Below are 16,549 nucleotides of genomic sequence, written 5' to 3'. Positions count from 1 at the left end.
TTGGTCTGAGCTATGTCGGGTTGTAGATCCGGATTTGGTTGGCTGGTAAAATCAGGATGCTTAAACGCCAAATATAGCTCGTCCGAAGTGGGCGCTCTAAAGCCTTTGGAGTATTTTAGCTGCACTCTAAAATAATCTAGCGGATCGATATCGGCTCCTATGGCATAAGAGCTATTCGTAAATTTTTTATCCCTAGCGATGTATTTTATGTTTGCTAGCGCGTTATTAGGCGCTTCTTGCTTCCATGCGTCATGCGCTCTTTGCCACTCGCTTCTATCTGCATAGTCCCACCATTTTGGCTCCGGACTAGGATTATACGGTACGAAAAGACCTAACACCATATCGTCGGGGATTTTAGGCGTGGAGCCCGGGACGTAGTTTGGTTTATATTTTATCTTGTCGTAGCGGTAGCCTAAATTTATCCCCAGCCAGTCGTTTACGCGCATATCGTCGTTTAGATATAGCGCGCCTTCTTTTGTTTTAACCGGGATTAGAAAAGACGTGAGCGGCTCGGTTCTAGGACAAAGCGCGTAAAGTAGCGTTAGCGGCGCGTTTTCGCACGTATAGGGCGTACCCGAAAAATCCGTGCCTAGCGTCTTAGGCGCCCACCACCTGCTGCTCGTAGCGTCGTAGCCTTGCTTGTTCGTCATGGATTTTTCGGTTCTAGCAAAGCTTAGTCCGTATGCGATATCGTGCTCGAGGTCGCCCGTTTTGGCGTATTTGTTAAAGTCTAGGTTAAACTGCTTGGTGTTAGTATCCAGATCGCGCTCTTTCCAGTCGCGGCTTAAGTAGCCCTTGCCGTACGGGGTGATTAGGTATCCGCTCTGCGAGCTTTGTTTAAAGGTCTTGCCCGTGCTTGCGTCGGTATAGCTTTTATCCAGCGGAACGGTTGATTTGACGTATTGATCGGTGGCGTAGTCGTATTTTAGCACGTCGATGTTGGGCTTGGAGCAGTCAAATACCGAGCAGTCAAGCCACGTATTGCTTACGTTTTGATTGATGCTAAATTTATTCTGCTCATGGACGTTTCCTTGGCTATCTACGAGCCTGTTTACCCACGTTAGTCCGCCGTACTGGGGATCTATCTCCTGGGTTCGTTGCAGGGTTACTTCGCCGCCGTATTTATCGACAACCTTATTGTTTTTAACCTGAAGTCCGATAGGATTTGAAATTTCAGAGCAGTTTTCTCCTGCTTGGCAGTGCTCCTCGGTTCTGGCGCGGGATTTGATTTTTTGGTTGGAGTATGTAAATTTCATCGTATCCCATAGCGGAGTTTCGCTAAAATTTTCATAGGCAAAAGCGCGATTTTTCCTATCCATCATATCGTCGTTGTATCTTAGTCCGGTATCTACGATCTCGTCCCTGTTGCTAGAAAGCGTAAGCGTGTATGATAGGTCTTTGCCTTGAGATCGGTTTTTGTAGGTATCTGACATAAATGTAAATCTATGCTCCTCGTGAGGCTGGAAGCCTAGTTTAATGAGACTGCTCGTTTTTTTGATGTAGTACGGGTCGGCCTTTTCTCTGGTTCTGCCTAGCACGCTATCGTCATAGTCCTTATAACCGTAGTTTTCCGTCTCGTGGTGTCTACGCTTGGTTTGTACGGCCAGGATATCAAACCACTTAAACCTACCGGCTAAGGTATGCGAGTGCATGGTTTGATTATCGGCGGTATTGTAGCCGCCTTTGTAGCCGTAGAAATAATCCTTGTCCAGCAAAAGATCCCTTGCGTCTTTTGTCTCAAACATCACGGAGCCGCCCAGAGACCCAGAACCCGTACGAACGGAGTCTGCGCCTTTTGAGATGGTGGCTTGTTTTAGCGTTTCAAACTCTACGCCGTTGCGGGTATTGTTAAAGTTTCCGTATCCTTCAAATAGCTCCTTAAAGCCTTGCGAGCTTAGCGTCTGAGCCTGATGTAGGCCGTCTACCGTGATAGCTACTCGGTTTTCCTCCACGCCTCTTATCGCGTAGCCGCTTTGGCCGAAACGCCCAGCTTCCACCGTCGTTACGCCCGTTTCGTACCTAACGAGGTCTTTATTGTCAGAAACCTGCGTTTTGGTTAGTTCTTTGGAGCTTTTTACGTTTTGGCCTACCTTTTTTTGCAGTGGATCGCTTTGCGCCTCCGCTTCGCCGCTAACCGTTACTTCTTTTAGCTCGACCTCGGCTTCTTTTGCGTTTAAATTCGATAAAAGAAGCAAGGCGGCAAGAGAGAATTTAAGACGGTTCATTTTCTATCCTTATTAACGATAATTTTGATATTCATTTGCTATAAAATACGAAATGATAATAAATATTCGTTTATAGTTTGATTAAAAAATAGAATTTAGTTTAAAAATTACAAGTTAATTTTTGATATTAAGAAATAAGAAAATCATTACTAGCAAAATCGCTGCAATTAAGATAGCGTTTTGCTTAAGTAAATTTAGTAAATTTAAGACAAAATCCGCGTCCGCCAAAATACATACGCAAAACGTAGTGAGTGCTATAAAGCCGCCTATTTGGGCAAAACTAATATCGCCCGACTTGAATGAAGGAAAAGCGTATAAAAAAGTAAACATATAAAAAATAGCGCGAGCAAAACGGCGGATAAAATTTGCTCACTTTTTAAATAGATCTTTATTGTTCGGGTTTGACATTAGCGCCGACATCGACTTTTCAAGCTGGCTTTTTTGAGTTTTGTATACGGAAAAATTTACCAAAATCGGGCTATTTTCTACTAAAATTTGAACGATAGCTCCAAGCGGAAAGCTAACGACGCTGGCAAAATTTTCCTTACCGAAGCCAGCCTCGAAGCTTAGCTCCTCCGGCGTTAGTTTGGCGCTGCTAAAGGTATAGCCAGCAAGCGTAAAGACGATAACGGGAGCCGTAAAAGTGCTGCTAATATACTTAGGCAGCTCGGGGTCAAATTTGACTAGATCAAGGTTAGCCATCGCCGAGAACGCGCGGTCGTTTTTTAGCAGGTACTCCACGCACTCAAAAACATGGCGTTTCATTATCGCCGAAAATTTCTCGTCGTCTAAAATTTCATCAAGCATTTTACCTCCTTTTGTGCCTTTTTAAATTTTGCCGTCTGTCGCGGCGCCGAATTTGACCTTAAATTAACGTAAAATTTAGCGTCAAATTCGCAGCCGTCCGGGCTCTCAAATTTAGTCAAATTTGTGCTCGCTACGCTTCTTGGCAAAACTCCTCCACTAGCTTTCTAACCTCGTTTATACCGATCTGCCAAAACGCCGCGTCCTCGATATCAAAGCCAAACATCCCGACCAGCTCTTTTGGCGAGTGCGAACCGCCCGCGCTTAAAAACTCGGTGTAAATTTGTACGAAATTTTCGCATTTGCCGCTTTTATAAAGCCCAAAAATCGCCAGTACCAAAAGCTGCGCGTAGGAGTAGGCGTAGCAGTAAAACGGCGTGTGGATAAAGTGCGGGATGTAGCTCCACCAAATTTTATAATAGTCGTTTAGCGTAACGCTTGGCCCAAACATCTTTGCGCTCTCTTCTAGCCAAATTTTATTTAGCTCATCAGCACTTACCTCGCCCTCATGCGCGTGAACTCGGCGCTCAAAGGTCGTGAAGTTTATCTGGCGATAAAGCGTAGCGAAGATATCCTCGATCTTGCCCGCGAGTAGGGCGGTTTTTTCTCTGCCTTTTAGCGTGTTTTTGACGTGATCGAAAACTAGCATCTCGCAAAACACCGATGCCGTCTCCGCCGTAGTTAGCGGCGTATCGGCGTTTAGAAATCCAACGCTTTCATAGGCTAGATTTTGATGCGCGGCGTGACCTAGCTCGTGCGCTAGGGTAAAAAGATCCCGCCTCTCGTCGGTGTGGTTTAAAAGCACGTAAGGATGGGCTTTCGCGACGCCCGATTGAGAAAAGGCGCCGCCTCGTTTGTTTTGCGCAGGATAGACGTCGATCCAGCCCTCTTTAAACGCGCGAGCGGCTATATCGCCGAATTTTGGGCTAAATTTGGCAAAAGTCTCAAGTACGATTTTTTTGCACTCTTCAAATTTATAAACGCTCTTACTCTGCTCAAGCGGCGCGTATCTATCGTAGTCGTAAAGCTTTTTAAGGCCTAAAATTTTGCGCTTTTTTTCGTAAAATTTAATCGGCAGATCAAAGCTCGTCTCGGCAGCCTTTATAAGCGCGTCTACGCTAGCCTTGGTCGTTTGGTTTGAGAAATGCCGCGGGCTTTCGGGCAGGTCGAATTTTCTCAGCTCGCAGCTGGTTTTTAGGCTGGTTTTTATCATGTTATAGATGTAGCTAAGCAGATGCTGCTGGGGCGCGAGACCGCCAGAGAGGCTCTTTGCGGCCGCTTTTCGCTCGGCGCGGTCCGGGCTGTGAAGTTTTGACAAAACCTCCTCTTCGCCTAGCATTTTGCCTTTAAATTTAAACTTAAGCGCGCTTAGCGTCTCGTCAAAAAGCCGCGAGAAGCCTTCCGCGCCCGTGTTTGCCGTGCGGAGTAAAATTTGCTCCTCTTTTAGGCTCAGCTGGTGGGCTTTTTCTTTTGCGATACTATCTAGATAGTAGCCAAGTCTCGAGCTTTTAGCGATGATTTTGTTTTGTCTGGCTTCGTCAAATTCGTTAAATTTAAGCTCGAAAAAGAGCAGATGATTTTGCGCTTTTGAGCTTAGTTCGTCAAATTTGGCGTAAAACGCGCCCTTTGAGGTGTCTTTTGAAAAGACCAGGCTCACGTAAATTTGCACGCGAGCGATGTTTTCTAGCAAATTTTCATACTCGCTAAGCGCGCCTAAAAACTCCTCATCACTTAAATTTAAAAATTTATCCGAGTATTTGGCTTCAAATTTTTCGCACTCGTTTTGCAACGAAAGAGCCGAGGTCTCCAGCTCTTTTTCGTTTTTAAAAAGCGGGGTCAAGTCCCAAACGTTCATTTTTGCGACCTTAAATTTACTCTGACGTTTCAGACGCTACGGCTGTGAAAAGCACGTCTGAGGCGCTATTTACGGCTGTTTCTACCGAGTCTTGGATCACGCCGATGATAAATCCTACGCCGACAACCTGCATCGCGATGTCGTTACCGATGCCAAATAGCGCGCAAGCAAGCGGCACCAGCAGTAGCGAACCGCCCGCGACGCCCGAAGCCCCGCACGCGCCAAGAGCCGAGATAAAGCAAAGCAGTAACGCATCGCCAAAATCAACGGTGATAGAAGGGATCGAGTTTACCGCCGCAAGCGCCAAAACGCCGATAGTTACGGCAGCTCCGCCCATGTTTATGGTAGCTCCTAGCGGGATAGAGATCGAGTAGAGCTCTTCTTTTAGTCCTAGCTTTTTGCAAAGCGCCATATTTACGGGGATGTTTGCCGCCGAACTGCGGGTAAAAAACGCCGTAACCGCGCTCTCTCTCACGCAAGTCATCACGAGCGGATAAGGATTTTTCTTGGTTAGGACAAACACTATCGCAGGATAAACGACGAAAGAAACGAAGGCCATGGAGCCTACTAGAACGAGGATTAGTTTTAGGTAGCCAGCAAGCGCGTCAAAGCCGGTATTATGGATGCTAATGGTAACTAGACCAAAGATACCAAACGGTGCTAGGCGGATGATAAATCTAACGATTTTAGTCACGCCGTCGCTAACGTCTTGGAAGACTTTTTTAGTCTCGGCGGTGCAAAATCTCATCGCGATACCGCCGCCCACGGCCCAGGTAATGATGCCGATGTAGTTGCCGCTAGAAAGCGCTGTGATAGGGTTTTGAACCATTTTAAAGATGAGGTCTTTTAGCACCTCTACGATACCTTGCGGCGCGCTCATATCGGCGCTTTGTACGCCTTTTAGCATAAGCTCCGTAGGAAAAAGAAAACTAGCGACTACGGCGACCACGGCGGCTAAAAACGTACCTACTAGATATAGCCCGACTACTTTTTGCATGCCTTTGGAGTGGCCGAATTCTTTTACGATGATAGAGGCCGCCACTAGCACGAAAACCAGGATCGGCGCGATGGCTTTAAGCGCTCCGACGAAGAGATCGCCCAAAACGGCGATAGAATTTGCTACCGAATTTGCCGCATCCGTTAGCCCTTTTTTAGCCGCTGCTAGCTGCGCCGTATCGGTTACGCCGTCTGCTATGAGCTTGTTAAAATCCGCCGATTGACTATGCGTCCAAAAGCCTATCGCCGCCCCCAGTAGGATGCCGATTAGAATTTGAACGATCAAATTTCCGTCGGCGTATCGTTTTGCCAGTTTGCCAAACATTCTAGTGTCCTTGCTTTAAAGTTTAATTTTAGTTTAGGATTATAGCCGAATTTACGCCGAATTTACAAGCTTTGAGCGAGATTAATTTCAATTTTATTATGAAATGTTACAATTGCGAGATTAAATTTCATAAAAGGAAACGCTATGTATCTATTTACTTCAGAGGTGGTAAGCCCGGGGCATCCGGACAAATGCGCCGATATCATCGCAGATAGCATCGTCGATACGATCTTGATGCAAGATCCAAACGGTCGCGTCGCTAGCGAAGTTTTCGTCGCGGGTAAAAACATTATAATAGGCGGAGAGATAAACTCTAAGGTTAAGCTAAGCTTCAAAGACTATGAGGCGATCGTTAAAAATGCACTAGCAAAAATCGGCTACGACGGCAAGTCTAAATTTACTAAAGAGCAGTGCCTGCACCCAGACGACATTGAGATAAAAGTCTGCGTAAATCAGCAAAGCGCGGATATAAATCAAGGCGTCGATCAAGAAGGCGGCGAGATAGGCGCAGGGGATCAAGGCATAATGTTTGGCTTTGCTAGCTGCGAAGCAAACGAATATATGCCCGCAGCCATAACCTACGCCAGGATGCTTTGCGATAAGGTTTATAAATTTGCCAAAGCTAACCCTGATAAACTCGGCGTCGATATCAAAACTCAGGTCACCGTAGACTACGGCACGAAAGATAACTTTGAAAACTGCAAACCTCAAAGCATCCACACTATCGTTGTTTCGGCCCCTTGCGTCGAGACGATGAAGATAGAGGAGCTACGCGCCCTAGTGCAAACTCTCATCGACGATGCGGGCTTGCCAAAGGGTCTATATGATAAGAGCAAAACGCTCATCTATATCAACCCGACAGGCCGCTACGTAAATCACAGCTCGCTTCACGATAGCGGGCTAACGGGTCGCAAGCTCATCGTAGATAGCTTTGGCGGATATAGCCCGATAGGCGGCGGCGCGCAAAGCAGCAAAGACTACACGAAAGTCGATCGCAGCGGCCTTTATGCGGCGCGCTGGATAGCTAAAAACATCGTCGCGGCCGGCCTTGCTAAAAAGTGCATCGTCCAGCTAAGCTACGCTATCGGTATGGCAAAGCCTACCTCTGTTAGCGTCGATACGATGGGCACGCAGATCGCGGGTATAAACGACGATATGCTGTCAAATTTCGTTAGCGAGAACTTCGCCCTCACTCCGCGCTGGATAACAAATAAATTCGGCCTAGATAAACCCGGCAAAGATACGTTTTTATACGCTAAAGTAGCGGCCAAAGGTCAAGTCGGAAACGCCAAATATCCGTGGGAAAAGCTTGATGCGGTTGATACTTTTAAGGCTTTGATTAAATAATCTCCTAAGCCCGCTAAATTTAACGCGGGCTTAAATTTACCCTCAAATTTAAGGCTTCGTATGAAATTTCGCCCCGCTTTACGTCTTAAATTTTACTTCAAAAACCGCGCGACAAAATTTAAAGAGAATTAAGATGCAAACAGAAGCAAAACAAAACGGTGAAAACAAGGCGCTCGGACTCGTTTTGCTCGGTATTTGTGCTTTTTATTTTATTTGCGCGTTAGGCATTTTTGTATTGCCTTTTGATGTGCTGGCTCGCTCGTCTTTGGCGCGAGTTTTCGTAGAAGCTATGCTTAAAATTTACCCGGCCGTAGAGAGAGCTTTTACTCATACCGATTTTACGCAAAAGGCCGCGCTTTATATCGCTTATATGGGGATTATCAAGGTCGTCACGCTTGTCGGTTTCGTAGCTGCTTGCTTGCTGTGCGGCAGTAAAGAAAATAAAGCTTACACCTTAAAGATGATAATAAAAGAAAATCCTGTAAAAAGATTTTTTCTTTCTATTTTTATCATTTTTGTGAGCAGTTTTTTTGTGTATTGGGATTTTAGCGGTTACCACATCGGCTATCGTCATCCAAGATACTCGCCTGAATACGAATGGGTGCTGAAGTCTCCAGGCGAGCTGTTTTGGCAGATGTGTATTGATTTTATGCTTGTAGTTTTTGTTGCAGCTTGTATATTTTACGTATCATTGCAAATTCGGTTGCTATTTCGCAAACGCAAAAACGCCTAAATTTAGCAAATTTATCTAAAAAATTTATCGAGCAAGCCTTGTTTTGGCGTTATTATCTCAGACGGCGAGCCGTTTACGCTGTGATAGATGGCTTTGCCGTATTTCGTCGCGTAGCATTTGAGTAAATTTCGCTGTAAATTTGGCTCGGTGCTAGGCACGAACCAGCCGTTGTTCGTCACTGCGATCATGACGTCGAATTCCCCCTCAAATAGCTCGTCTCGCGTCGCTTCGTAGCAGATCGCGTTTCTGATTTTAAGGCCCTCTATCTCGTAGTCGCTAGGGGTGCTTGCCGTCTCAAAATCCTTCGCTCCGCCGAAAAATATTTTATTTATCAAGTCACGCGCAAACGCCGGTAACGGGATCTCCTCTCCAAAAGGCACGAGGATAAATTTATCCATCCGCCGCATCTTGCCGCGGTCAAAGAAAAACGCCGAGTTGTAGTTGGTGCCGTTTTCGCGAGCTAGCGCGCCGGCTACGATAGCGATCTTTTGCGACTTTTCGAGTAGTTCGGAGGTCAAATTTCGCTCGTGCGTCATATAAACGGGAAAGGCGCTCTCTGGCAAAATAACCGCCCTAAAGCCCGCTTTTATCGCCTCGTCTATGATTTCTAAATTTTGATTTATAAACTCGTTTTTTAGCTGCTTTTGCCACTTTAGCTCTTGCGGGACGCCGGTGTTTGATAGCTTTACCTCAAAAGGAATAGTTTTAAAATTTGGCGTATCATACTGCACCGAGCAGGCTAAAAGCACGGCAAAAGCGATAAATTTGAAGCGGTTTTTGACGTAAAACAGGCACAAAATCGCGGAGAAAATAAACGCAAGCGCGAGCAAACTGGGCGCAAATATGCCCGGCACGAAAACGGCTTCTAAATTTAGCCAGTTAAAGCCGAATGGATGGATGTTTGAAACTAGGATAAGCAATAAAGCCTTTAGCCAAATTTGAGCCGGGATGCCCGCTATCAAAAATAGCGCGCCGTAAATCAGTCCGATAGCTAAAATTTCAAGCGGGATGAGGTAGCCAAGCTCGTAATAAACGAGGCTAAAGCTGATCCAGTAAAACCAAATAATCCCGATAAAAAATCCCGTCCAAAAAAAGCCGCGGCGGTCAAATTTGAGTAGCAAATAAAAGCCCGCTATCGCAAAAAACGGCGAGATAAAATTTAAAATTTCGCCGCCCAAAACATCGGCTAGTATAAAATTTGAGATCAAAATCGCGCCGACAAAGGCTTTTATTATAATTTTAGTGCTAAAATAGGGGCTTAAAATTTTTTTTATCAAGGAACCCCATGCAAGAAGGAAATTTCGTAGCTTCATTACTACCTCTAGTCGTGCTTTTCGCGATATTTTATTTTTTGGTTATCAGACCGCAGCAAAAACAGCAAAAAGCTCATGCCGCGATGATAGCCGCACTCGAAAAAGGCGACAAGATCATAACTAGCGGCGGGCTAATCTGCGAGGTGATAAAACCGGAAGATGATTTTATCAGAGTTAAGCTTAACGACGACGTAATCGTGCGCGTTTCACGCGAATTTATCGCGAGAAAAATAGAAAAAACAGAGACGAAAGTAAATGCGTAACGGCAAAATAACATATAGGCTGATTATCTTTGTTTTGGCTTTGATTTTGGGCATTATATTTTCCGCGCCGTCTTTTACGGACAAGCTAGGCGGCTCTAAAATCAGCCTCGGACTTGATTTGCAGGGCGGACTTCATATGCTTCTTGGCGTCGAGACCGAGGAGGCCGTGCACTCAAAGATCAAGTCGATCGCTGCTAGCGTGAACTATTTTGCGAAAAAAGAAGACGTTTTGATAGATAGCTTTAAAATCCGCGAAGACAAGGTGGACTTTGAACTGCTTGATGCGGACGAAGCCGCTAAAATCGACGGAATGCTAAAAGATATCAAAGGTCTTAACGTGCAAAAAGACGGACTAAAATACTCTATCGGCTTAACCGACGCCGAGAAGGCCGAAACTATCGAATACGCGATAAATCAAGCGGTAGAAACGATCAGAAACCGCCTCGATCAGTTCGGTCTAGCCGAGCCTACGGTAGCAAGACAGGGCAAGGATAATATCCTAGTCGAGCTTCCAGGTATCAAAACGGCTGAGGACGAACAGCGCGCACGCGATCTCATCGCAAAAGCCGCGCACCTCCAGCTGATGGCCGTCGATGAAAAGCGCCAGTCGCAGGCAAACTCTATGAGCGAGGCCGAGGCTGAGAGCTATGGCGACGTCATCTATCCGGACGTCAAAAACGAGCAAATAAAATACGTCGTAAAAAACATCCCCGTACTTGACGGCGCGATGCTAACGGACGCTAGGGTTGCCTTTGATCAGCGCACCAACTCGCCTATCATCAGCTTTACTCTAAACGCCGAGGGAGCTAGAATTTTTGGCGATTTTACCGGTGCAAACGTCGGTAAGCGCCTAGCTATCGTGCTTGACGGCAGGGTTTACTCGGCTCCGTCGATAAACGAGAGAATCGGCGGCGGAAGCGGTCAGATAAGCGGCGGATTTAGCGTAGAGGAGGCTCACGACGTAGCTATTGCGCTTAGAAGCGGCGCTCTTTTGGCTCCGGTAAAAATGCTAGAAAAACGAAGCGTAGGACCAAGTCTAGGCGCCGACAGCATAAGACAATCTATGATCGCGCTAGCCTCGGCCTCGGTTTTGGTGGTACTATTTATGATAGTTTATTACGGATTTAGCGGCATTTTGGCAAATATCGCTCTTGTCGCAAATATCTTAATATTAGTCGCCGTGATGGCGATGTTCGGCGCTGCTCTAACGCTACCTGGAATGGCTGGCATAGTGCTAACCATCGGTATGGCAGTGGATGCAAACGTCATCATAAACGAGCGTATCAGGGAGCTGCTGCGCGACGGAGCCAGTATCGCAACAAGCGTGAAAAAAGGCTACGAAAATGCGATGAGCGCGATCATAGATGCAAATTTGACCACGCTTATCACCTCAGTCGTGCTTTATGCCTACGGCACCGGGCCGGTTAAGGGCTTTGCCGTTACGATGGCTATCGGTATCGTAGCATCGATGATAACGGCCATTTTGGGTACTCACGGGATGTTTGATACGGTGATGAATAAAATAGAAAAAAGCGGCAACACGCGATTTTGGTTCGGTTATAAAAGGGTATAAATGCAATTTTTCTCAAAGGCGCACATTTATGATTTTATGGGCAAGCGTTATGCGGCGCTTGCCGTTTCGGCGATACTATTTTTCGGATCGCTTTTTTTAATGGCGACGAAAGGCTTTAACTACGGCATCGATTTTTCAGGCGGTACGCTCATCCAGGTGAAGTACGATAGCGCAGTCTCGCTAGATAAAATTCGCGAGGCTCTGGCAAAAGACGAAGCCTATAAAAACGCGAGCGTTACGGAATTTGGCTCGGCAGAAGAAGTTACTATTAGATTTTCTGGGACGAACTCAAATTTAGGCAGCGACGTCGGAGCTAGCGTAGCGGAGCTTTTAAAAGATACTGGCAAATTTGAGATCCGTCGCACCGACGTAGTGGGTCCAAAAGTCGGCGACGAGCTGCGTGAAAAGGGCGTGATGGCGCTTGCGATCTCGCTCGTGGGGATTTTGATCTACATCGCGTTTAGATTCGAGTGGAGATTTGCGATGGCGGCGGTTGCTTCGGAGATTCACGACGTCGTGATCACGATGGGAGCTATCAGCCTTTTTGCTATCGACGTAAATTTAGACACTCTTGCGGCGATCCTTACGGTCGTGGGTTACTCGCTAAACGACACGATCATCGTCTTTGACCGCATCAGAGAAAATATCAAAAGCAGCAAGAGCACGCATCTTGATACGATAATAAACGAATCGGTCTCCGCGACGCTAACTAGAACGATACTCACATCAGGCACCACGCTCATCACAGTAGTCGTGCTGTTTTTGTTCGGCGGAGATATGATACACGGATTTTCTTTGGCGCTGATAGTGGGCATCGTCATCGGTACGCTTAGCTCGATATTCGTTGCCGCGCCTATGCTTTTATGGTTTAAATTTAGCGTAGAAAAATACCGCGCGACGGAGGCTGAAAAGTCGCGCGCTCAAAGAGAGAAGCAAAAGCAACGAGAGATGTTTGAAAAAGGCGCTATATAAGGAGAGGCGATGAATTGGGGTAAGGTTGTTTATATTTTTTTCGCTCTCATGAGCCTAACGACGACGGCAGGATTTTTGTACGACAAAAACGAGATTGCGCTTTTTATAGCCGCGAGCGTAAATTTAATTTCGACGTTGCTAAAAATCGGGGTTAAAAATATCTTTGCCGCCGAGCTTTTCGCTAGTTCTTTAGTGGCTGATTTGCACCTTATTCCGGCGTTTGGGATACTTCAGGTAAACGGCAATGCTAATATCGCTTATTCGCTAGCTATCGGAGCGACGATCGCAAATGTTTTTTCGCTCGCCTTGGTTTTGGTCGAGTCAAGCAAAACGCAAGAAGAATTTTAGGAGTAAAAATGAGTGAAAATTTAAAATACGAGCCTGCGAAAATAGAAAAAAAATGGAGAGAGATTTGGAGCAAAAGCGGCGAATTTGAGCCCAAAGAAGACTATAGCCTGCCTAAAAAATATATCCTAAGCATGTTTCCATACCCTAGCGGACGCATCCACATGGGGCACGTGCGAAACTACTCTATCGGAGATGCCATAGCTAGATACTACCGCAAAAAAGGCTACAACGTTTTGCATCCTATCGGCTTTGATAGCTTTGGCATGCCTGCGGAAAATGCGGCGATAAAGCACAAAATCCATCCTAAAATTTGGACTTACGAAAATATAGACTACATGCGCGGCGAGCTTGACGCTTTGGGACTTAGCTTTTCTAAAAAGCGCGAATTCGCGACGTCTGATCCGCTTTATACTAAATTTGAGCAAGAATTTTTTATCAAAATGTACGAAAAGGGGCTAGTTTACCGAAAAAGCGCGGTAGTAAATTGGTGCGAATACGACCAAACGGTGCTTGCAAACGAACAGGTCGAAGACGGATGCTGCTGGAGATGCGGAAATGCCGTAGTCCAGCGCGAACTACCGGGCTACTACCTAAAGATAACTAGCTATGCGCAGGAATTGCTAGATGATTTGAAAAAATTAGAGGGAAAATGGCCGTCTCAAGTGCTTACGATGCAGGAAAACTGGATCGGTAAGAGCTTTGGACTCGAGTTTAAATTTAAGCTAGACGAGGAGTCGAAGCGGATTTTAGAGGGTGGCGAGCCAATAGACGGTTTTGAGGTATTTACCACGCGCCCGGATACGATTTACGGCGTTAGTTATGCAGCTTTAGCGCCTGAGCACAGGATCGTAAAAAGACTGCTTAACGCAGGTAAATTAGAGCCGCAAAAAGCGGAAAAAATCAGAAAAATTTTAAACCAAAGCCCGCGCGAACGCCAAGCTAGCGAAAAAGACGGGCTTTATTTGGGCATAAACGTCTTGCATCCGCTAACCGGAGAAAAAGTACCGGTTTGGGTAGCCAATTTCGTCCTGGCAGACTACGGTAGCGGCGCGGTTATGGCTGTACCGGCTCATGATGAGCGCGACTATGAGTTTGCGAGTAAATTTGGCCTGCCGATAAAGCCGGTGGTTAAGCCTACCCAGGGCGAATTTGAGGGCGGCAAGGCTCTAACGGAGTACGGAATATCTATAAATTCGCCGCTCATAAACGGTCTTGGCAGCGAAGAAGCAAAACTAAAAATAATAGAAAAATTTGAAGCGGATAAAATCGGCAAACGCGTCGTAAATTTTAAAATCCGCGACTGGGGCATCTCTAGACAGCGCTACTGGGGCGCGCCGATACCGATGGTGCACTGCAAGCACTGCGGCGTCGTGCCTGAAAAGATCGAAAATCTGCCCGTGACGCTGCCTGACGACGTACAGATAACGGGCGAGGGAAATCCGCTTGATAAACACGAGAGCTGGAAGCACGTAAAATGTCCAGAATGCGGCGGCGAGGCTATCCGCGAGACCGATACGATGGATACGTTTTTTGAGAGTAGCTGGTATTTCGCTAGATACGCCAGCGACGAAAAGACGTGGCAGGATCGCGCGTTTGATGCTAAAAGCGTGAATTATTGGATGAACGTGGATCAGTATATCGGCGGTATCGAGCATGCGATCTTGCACCTACTTTACGCTAGGTTTTTCCAAAAGGCCTTACGAGACCTGGGCTACCTAAGAGACGACGAGCCGTTTGAGCGACTGCTTACTCAAGGCATGGTGCTAAAAGACGGCAAAAAAATGAGTAAAAGTAAAGGCAACGTAGTCGATCCAGACGACATCATTAACAAATACGGCGCCGATACGGCGAGGCTTTTTATCCTCTTTGCCGCGCCTCCGCAAAAAGAGCTTGAGTGGAACGATAGCGCGGTCGAGGGCGCATTTAGGTTTTTAAACCGCTTATACGAACGAAGTGCGAATGTCAAAAAATGTACTCAAATCCCGCAGATAGCGCACGCAAATTTGAGCAAAGAAGAAAAATACGCGCGAATGAAGGTTTATGAGGCGCTTAAAAAATCAAACGACGTTTACGAAGAAAATTTTGCCTTTAATACCCTAATCGCGGCCTGCATGGAAGCCCTAAACGCCGTAAACGCGCAGGATAATGAGGATGTAACGACGGAAGCCTTTTTTATCGTTTTAAATCTACTCGAGCCTATCGTGCCGCATATAGCAAACGAGCTTAGCGAGCAGCTATTTGGTAGAGCAAATTTTACGAAAATAGAAATCTTAAACGAGGTTTTTGAGCAAGATAGCTTAAATTTAGCTATCACGGTTAACGGCAAAAGGCGAGGCGAATTTGAGGCGTCAAGTAGCGCTAGCGATGATGAGATCATAGCTTTAGCTAAACAAAGCGCAGAGAAATGGCTCGAGGGTAAGGAAATAATCAAACAAATTTACGTAGCCGGCAAGCTCGTAAATTTCGTAATAAAAGGCTAAATTTTGAAGACTAAATTTTTACTATTTTTAACGGCTTTTATCTTGGTGGGATGCAGCTATAAGCCGGTCTCAAAGATAACTAACGACATAATGGGCGAGCACGTTTACGTAAACGTGCTTATAAGTAAAGAAGAACCTAAAAACAGCGTTTGGATAAAAGACAGCGTGCTTGAGGGCATCGTAACTAGGCTGGGAAAACGTATAAGCGACGATAAAAATGCGCCTACGTCTATAACCGTGTCGATAAAAACGCTTAGTTATCAGCCCTTGCTTTTTGACGAGTACGGCTATGTAACGTCTTATAAGGCGATTTTGGCGTTAAATTTCGACACCAGGCTAAAGAACGGCAAGATACTATCGGTGACTACTTCGGGCGAGCATGACTTTACCGTGTCGCAAAAGATAAGAGATACTAGATTCGCCGACGGCGTCATCAGCGAAAGCGATAGATATAATGCCGTAAAGCAGGCTTCTCAAGAGGCTTTTGACGAGTATATCGCTACGCTTGCCGTAAAAGGTCTAAAGCGTGGCGACTAGCGTCAATCAAGTCATAAAAGAGACTATCCAGACTATAAAAGAGCGCGGACTCGTGCTAACTCCGGATAACTACGCCGAAGTTTTTTGCGAGACGGCAAAAAAAAACGGCGTTATAGTGCCTGATTGTCAAAAACTAGAAAAATACGTCGGCAGACTAAATGATGAATTTAAGGCGCAGTTAAAACAAAAAAACGTAAAAAGCGTGGACGAGCTTTTTGCTTTTATGGCCTCTAGGTTAAATTCACCCAGCCTCGTCGAGTATCCAAAGCTAGTAGCCGCACTGTGCGCTATGAGTAAAAAAGTACTTCAAGCAGCGGCCGCGCTACATAACAAAAGCGCAAGAAAGCTGGCAGAAGCCAGTATCGAGGCGCTAAATAGACGCACCGACGCCCAAACCGCCGACAGGATAAAAGATAAGTGGTTTGATTTTTTGACCGATTACGACGACAGCTTTTTAAAAAGGCTTAACGACTACGGGATAAAAAAAACGGATGATTTAGCGGAGATGGTCGCAGAGCTTGACGGCGCGATTAGGAGCGCTGGAAGTGCTGGAGCGTGCGAGGAGTTCGTCTCGCTTTTGACGGCTACGCTAGAGCCGTCCATCACCGATAAAATAATCGGCGACATAGATAGGATAACTAAAAATTTAAAAGACGAGCCTAGGCTGCTTGAAAGCTTAAAATTTAGAAACGATATAAAAAATTTAACCAAGAAACGCATCGAGCTGGATAAAGCCGAAATTTCAAGCAAGATAGCCGCGCTAGATAAGGTACTAGAG

At 46.0% G+C, this 16,549-nt stretch carries 14 protein-coding genes and 1 pseudogene; 9 read left to right on the top strand and 6 right to left on the bottom strand.

The annotated features are described in order from the left end of the window. The 5 genes from RYL88_RS06255 to sstT all read right to left on the bottom strand — a co-directional run. Positions 1 to 2,225 (bottom strand): TonB-dependent receptor (locus tag RYL88_RS06255; protein ID WP_314989844.1); only part of this gene is annotated, 2,225 nt, incomplete at its 3' end. A 369-nt stretch (positions 2,226 to 2,594) separates the two neighbouring features. Then, positions 2,595 to 3,032: a hypothetical protein gene (locus RYL88_RS06250; protein ID WP_314989843.1), complete on the bottom strand. Its 438-nt coding sequence runs from the start codon at positions 3,030 to 3,032 to the stop codon at positions 2,595 to 2,597. Continuing rightward, on the bottom strand, positions 3,014 to 3,178 hold the full coding sequence (locus RYL88_RS06245; protein WP_314989842.1) for a hypothetical protein: 165 nt from the start codon (positions 3,176 to 3,178) through the stop codon (positions 3,014 to 3,016). The genes RYL88_RS06250 and RYL88_RS06245 overlap by 19 nt, the downstream gene beginning before the upstream one ends. Beyond that, positions 3,163 to 4,884, bottom strand: a complete 1,722-nt coding sequence (locus RYL88_RS06240) for a M3 family oligoendopeptidase (RefSeq protein WP_314989840.1) — start codon at positions 4,882 to 4,884, stop codon at positions 3,163 to 3,165. The genes RYL88_RS06245 and RYL88_RS06240 overlap by 16 nt, the downstream gene beginning before the upstream one ends. 16 nt (positions 4,885 to 4,900) lie before the next feature. Continuing rightward, positions 4,901 to 6,205 carry a serine/threonine transporter SstT gene (gene sstT, locus RYL88_RS06235; protein ID WP_314989839.1) on the bottom strand — a complete coding sequence of 435 codons (1,305 nt, stop codon included), beginning with the start codon at positions 6,203 to 6,205 and terminating at the stop codon, positions 4,901 to 4,903. 144 nt (positions 6,206 to 6,349) lie between these two features. Here sstT and metK point away from each other — a divergent pair, with 144 nt between their 5' ends. Together metK and RYL88_RS06225 are read left to right on the top strand one after the other, a co-directional pair. Then, complete coding sequence (gene metK / locus RYL88_RS06230) at positions 6,350 to 7,552, top strand: methionine adenosyltransferase (RefSeq protein ID WP_297967537.1); 1,203 nt, start codon at positions 6,350 to 6,352, stop codon at positions 7,550 to 7,552. Between the two features lie 133 nt (positions 7,553 to 7,685). Then, entirely contained in the window at positions 7,686 to 8,285 is a 600-nt protein-coding gene (locus tag RYL88_RS06225; RefSeq protein ID WP_314989838.1) for a hypothetical protein, read from the top strand. 11 nt (positions 8,286 to 8,296) lie between these two features. On the opposite strand, the gene RYL88_RS06220 is transcribed toward RYL88_RS06225, so the two are convergent. Further along, positions 8,297 to 9,598: an apolipoprotein N-acyltransferase gene (locus tag RYL88_RS06220; RefSeq protein WP_314989836.1), complete on the bottom strand. Its 1,302-nt coding sequence runs from the start codon at positions 9,596 to 9,598 to the stop codon at positions 8,297 to 8,299. Between RYL88_RS06220 and yajC the strand changes: the two genes are divergently transcribed. From yajC to RYL88_RS06185, 7 genes and pseudogenes are all read left to right on the top strand, one after another. Next, entirely contained in the window at positions 9,571 to 9,861 is a 291-nt protein-coding gene (gene yajC / locus RYL88_RS06215; RefSeq protein ID WP_314989834.1) for a preprotein translocase subunit YajC, read from the top strand. The two genes, RYL88_RS06220 and yajC, sit on opposite strands and share 28 nt — an antisense overlap. Beyond that, a complete protein-coding gene (gene secD / locus RYL88_RS06210; RefSeq protein ID WP_314989832.1) occupies positions 9,854 to 11,434 on the top strand; it encodes a protein translocase subunit SecD in 1,581 nt (526 codons plus the stop codon). Before yajC ends, secD begins: the two co-directional genes overlap by 8 nt. Beyond that, a complete protein-coding gene (secF, locus tag RYL88_RS06205; RefSeq protein WP_314989831.1) occupies positions 11,435 to 12,406 on the top strand; it encodes a protein translocase subunit SecF in 972 nt (323 codons plus the stop codon). 9 nt (positions 12,407 to 12,415) lie between these two features. Continuing rightward, on the top strand, positions 12,416 to 12,754 hold the full coding sequence (locus RYL88_RS06200; RefSeq protein ID WP_297967523.1) for a DUF6394 family protein: 339 nt from the start codon (positions 12,416 to 12,418) through the stop codon (positions 12,752 to 12,754). A gap of 8 nt (positions 12,755 to 12,762) precedes the next feature. After that, the gene (gene leuS, locus RYL88_RS06195; RefSeq protein ID WP_314989829.1) at positions 12,763 to 15,234 is read left to right on the top strand and encodes a leucine--tRNA ligase; all 2,472 of its coding nucleotides are present in this window, start codon (positions 12,763 to 12,765) and stop codon (positions 15,232 to 15,234) included. Between the two features lie 3 nt (positions 15,235 to 15,237). Continuing rightward, the gene (locus tag RYL88_RS06190; protein WP_314989827.1) at positions 15,238 to 15,771 is read left to right on the top strand and encodes a penicillin-binding protein; all 534 of its coding nucleotides are present in this window, start codon (positions 15,238 to 15,240) and stop codon (positions 15,769 to 15,771) included. Then, a pseudogene (locus RYL88_RS06185) lies at positions 15,761 to 16,549 on the top strand (GGDEF domain-containing protein); the annotation flags it as partial. The gene RYL88_RS06190 and the pseudogene RYL88_RS06185, both read left to right, overlap by 11 nt.

It is taken from the genome of uncultured Campylobacter sp. (assembly GCF_963517995.1).
Lineage (GTDB): Bacteria > Campylobacterota > Campylobacteria > Campylobacterales > Campylobacteraceae > Campylobacter_A.
Note: the sequence above shows the minus strand (reverse complement) of the source record. Positions and strands in the feature narration are given on the sequence as shown.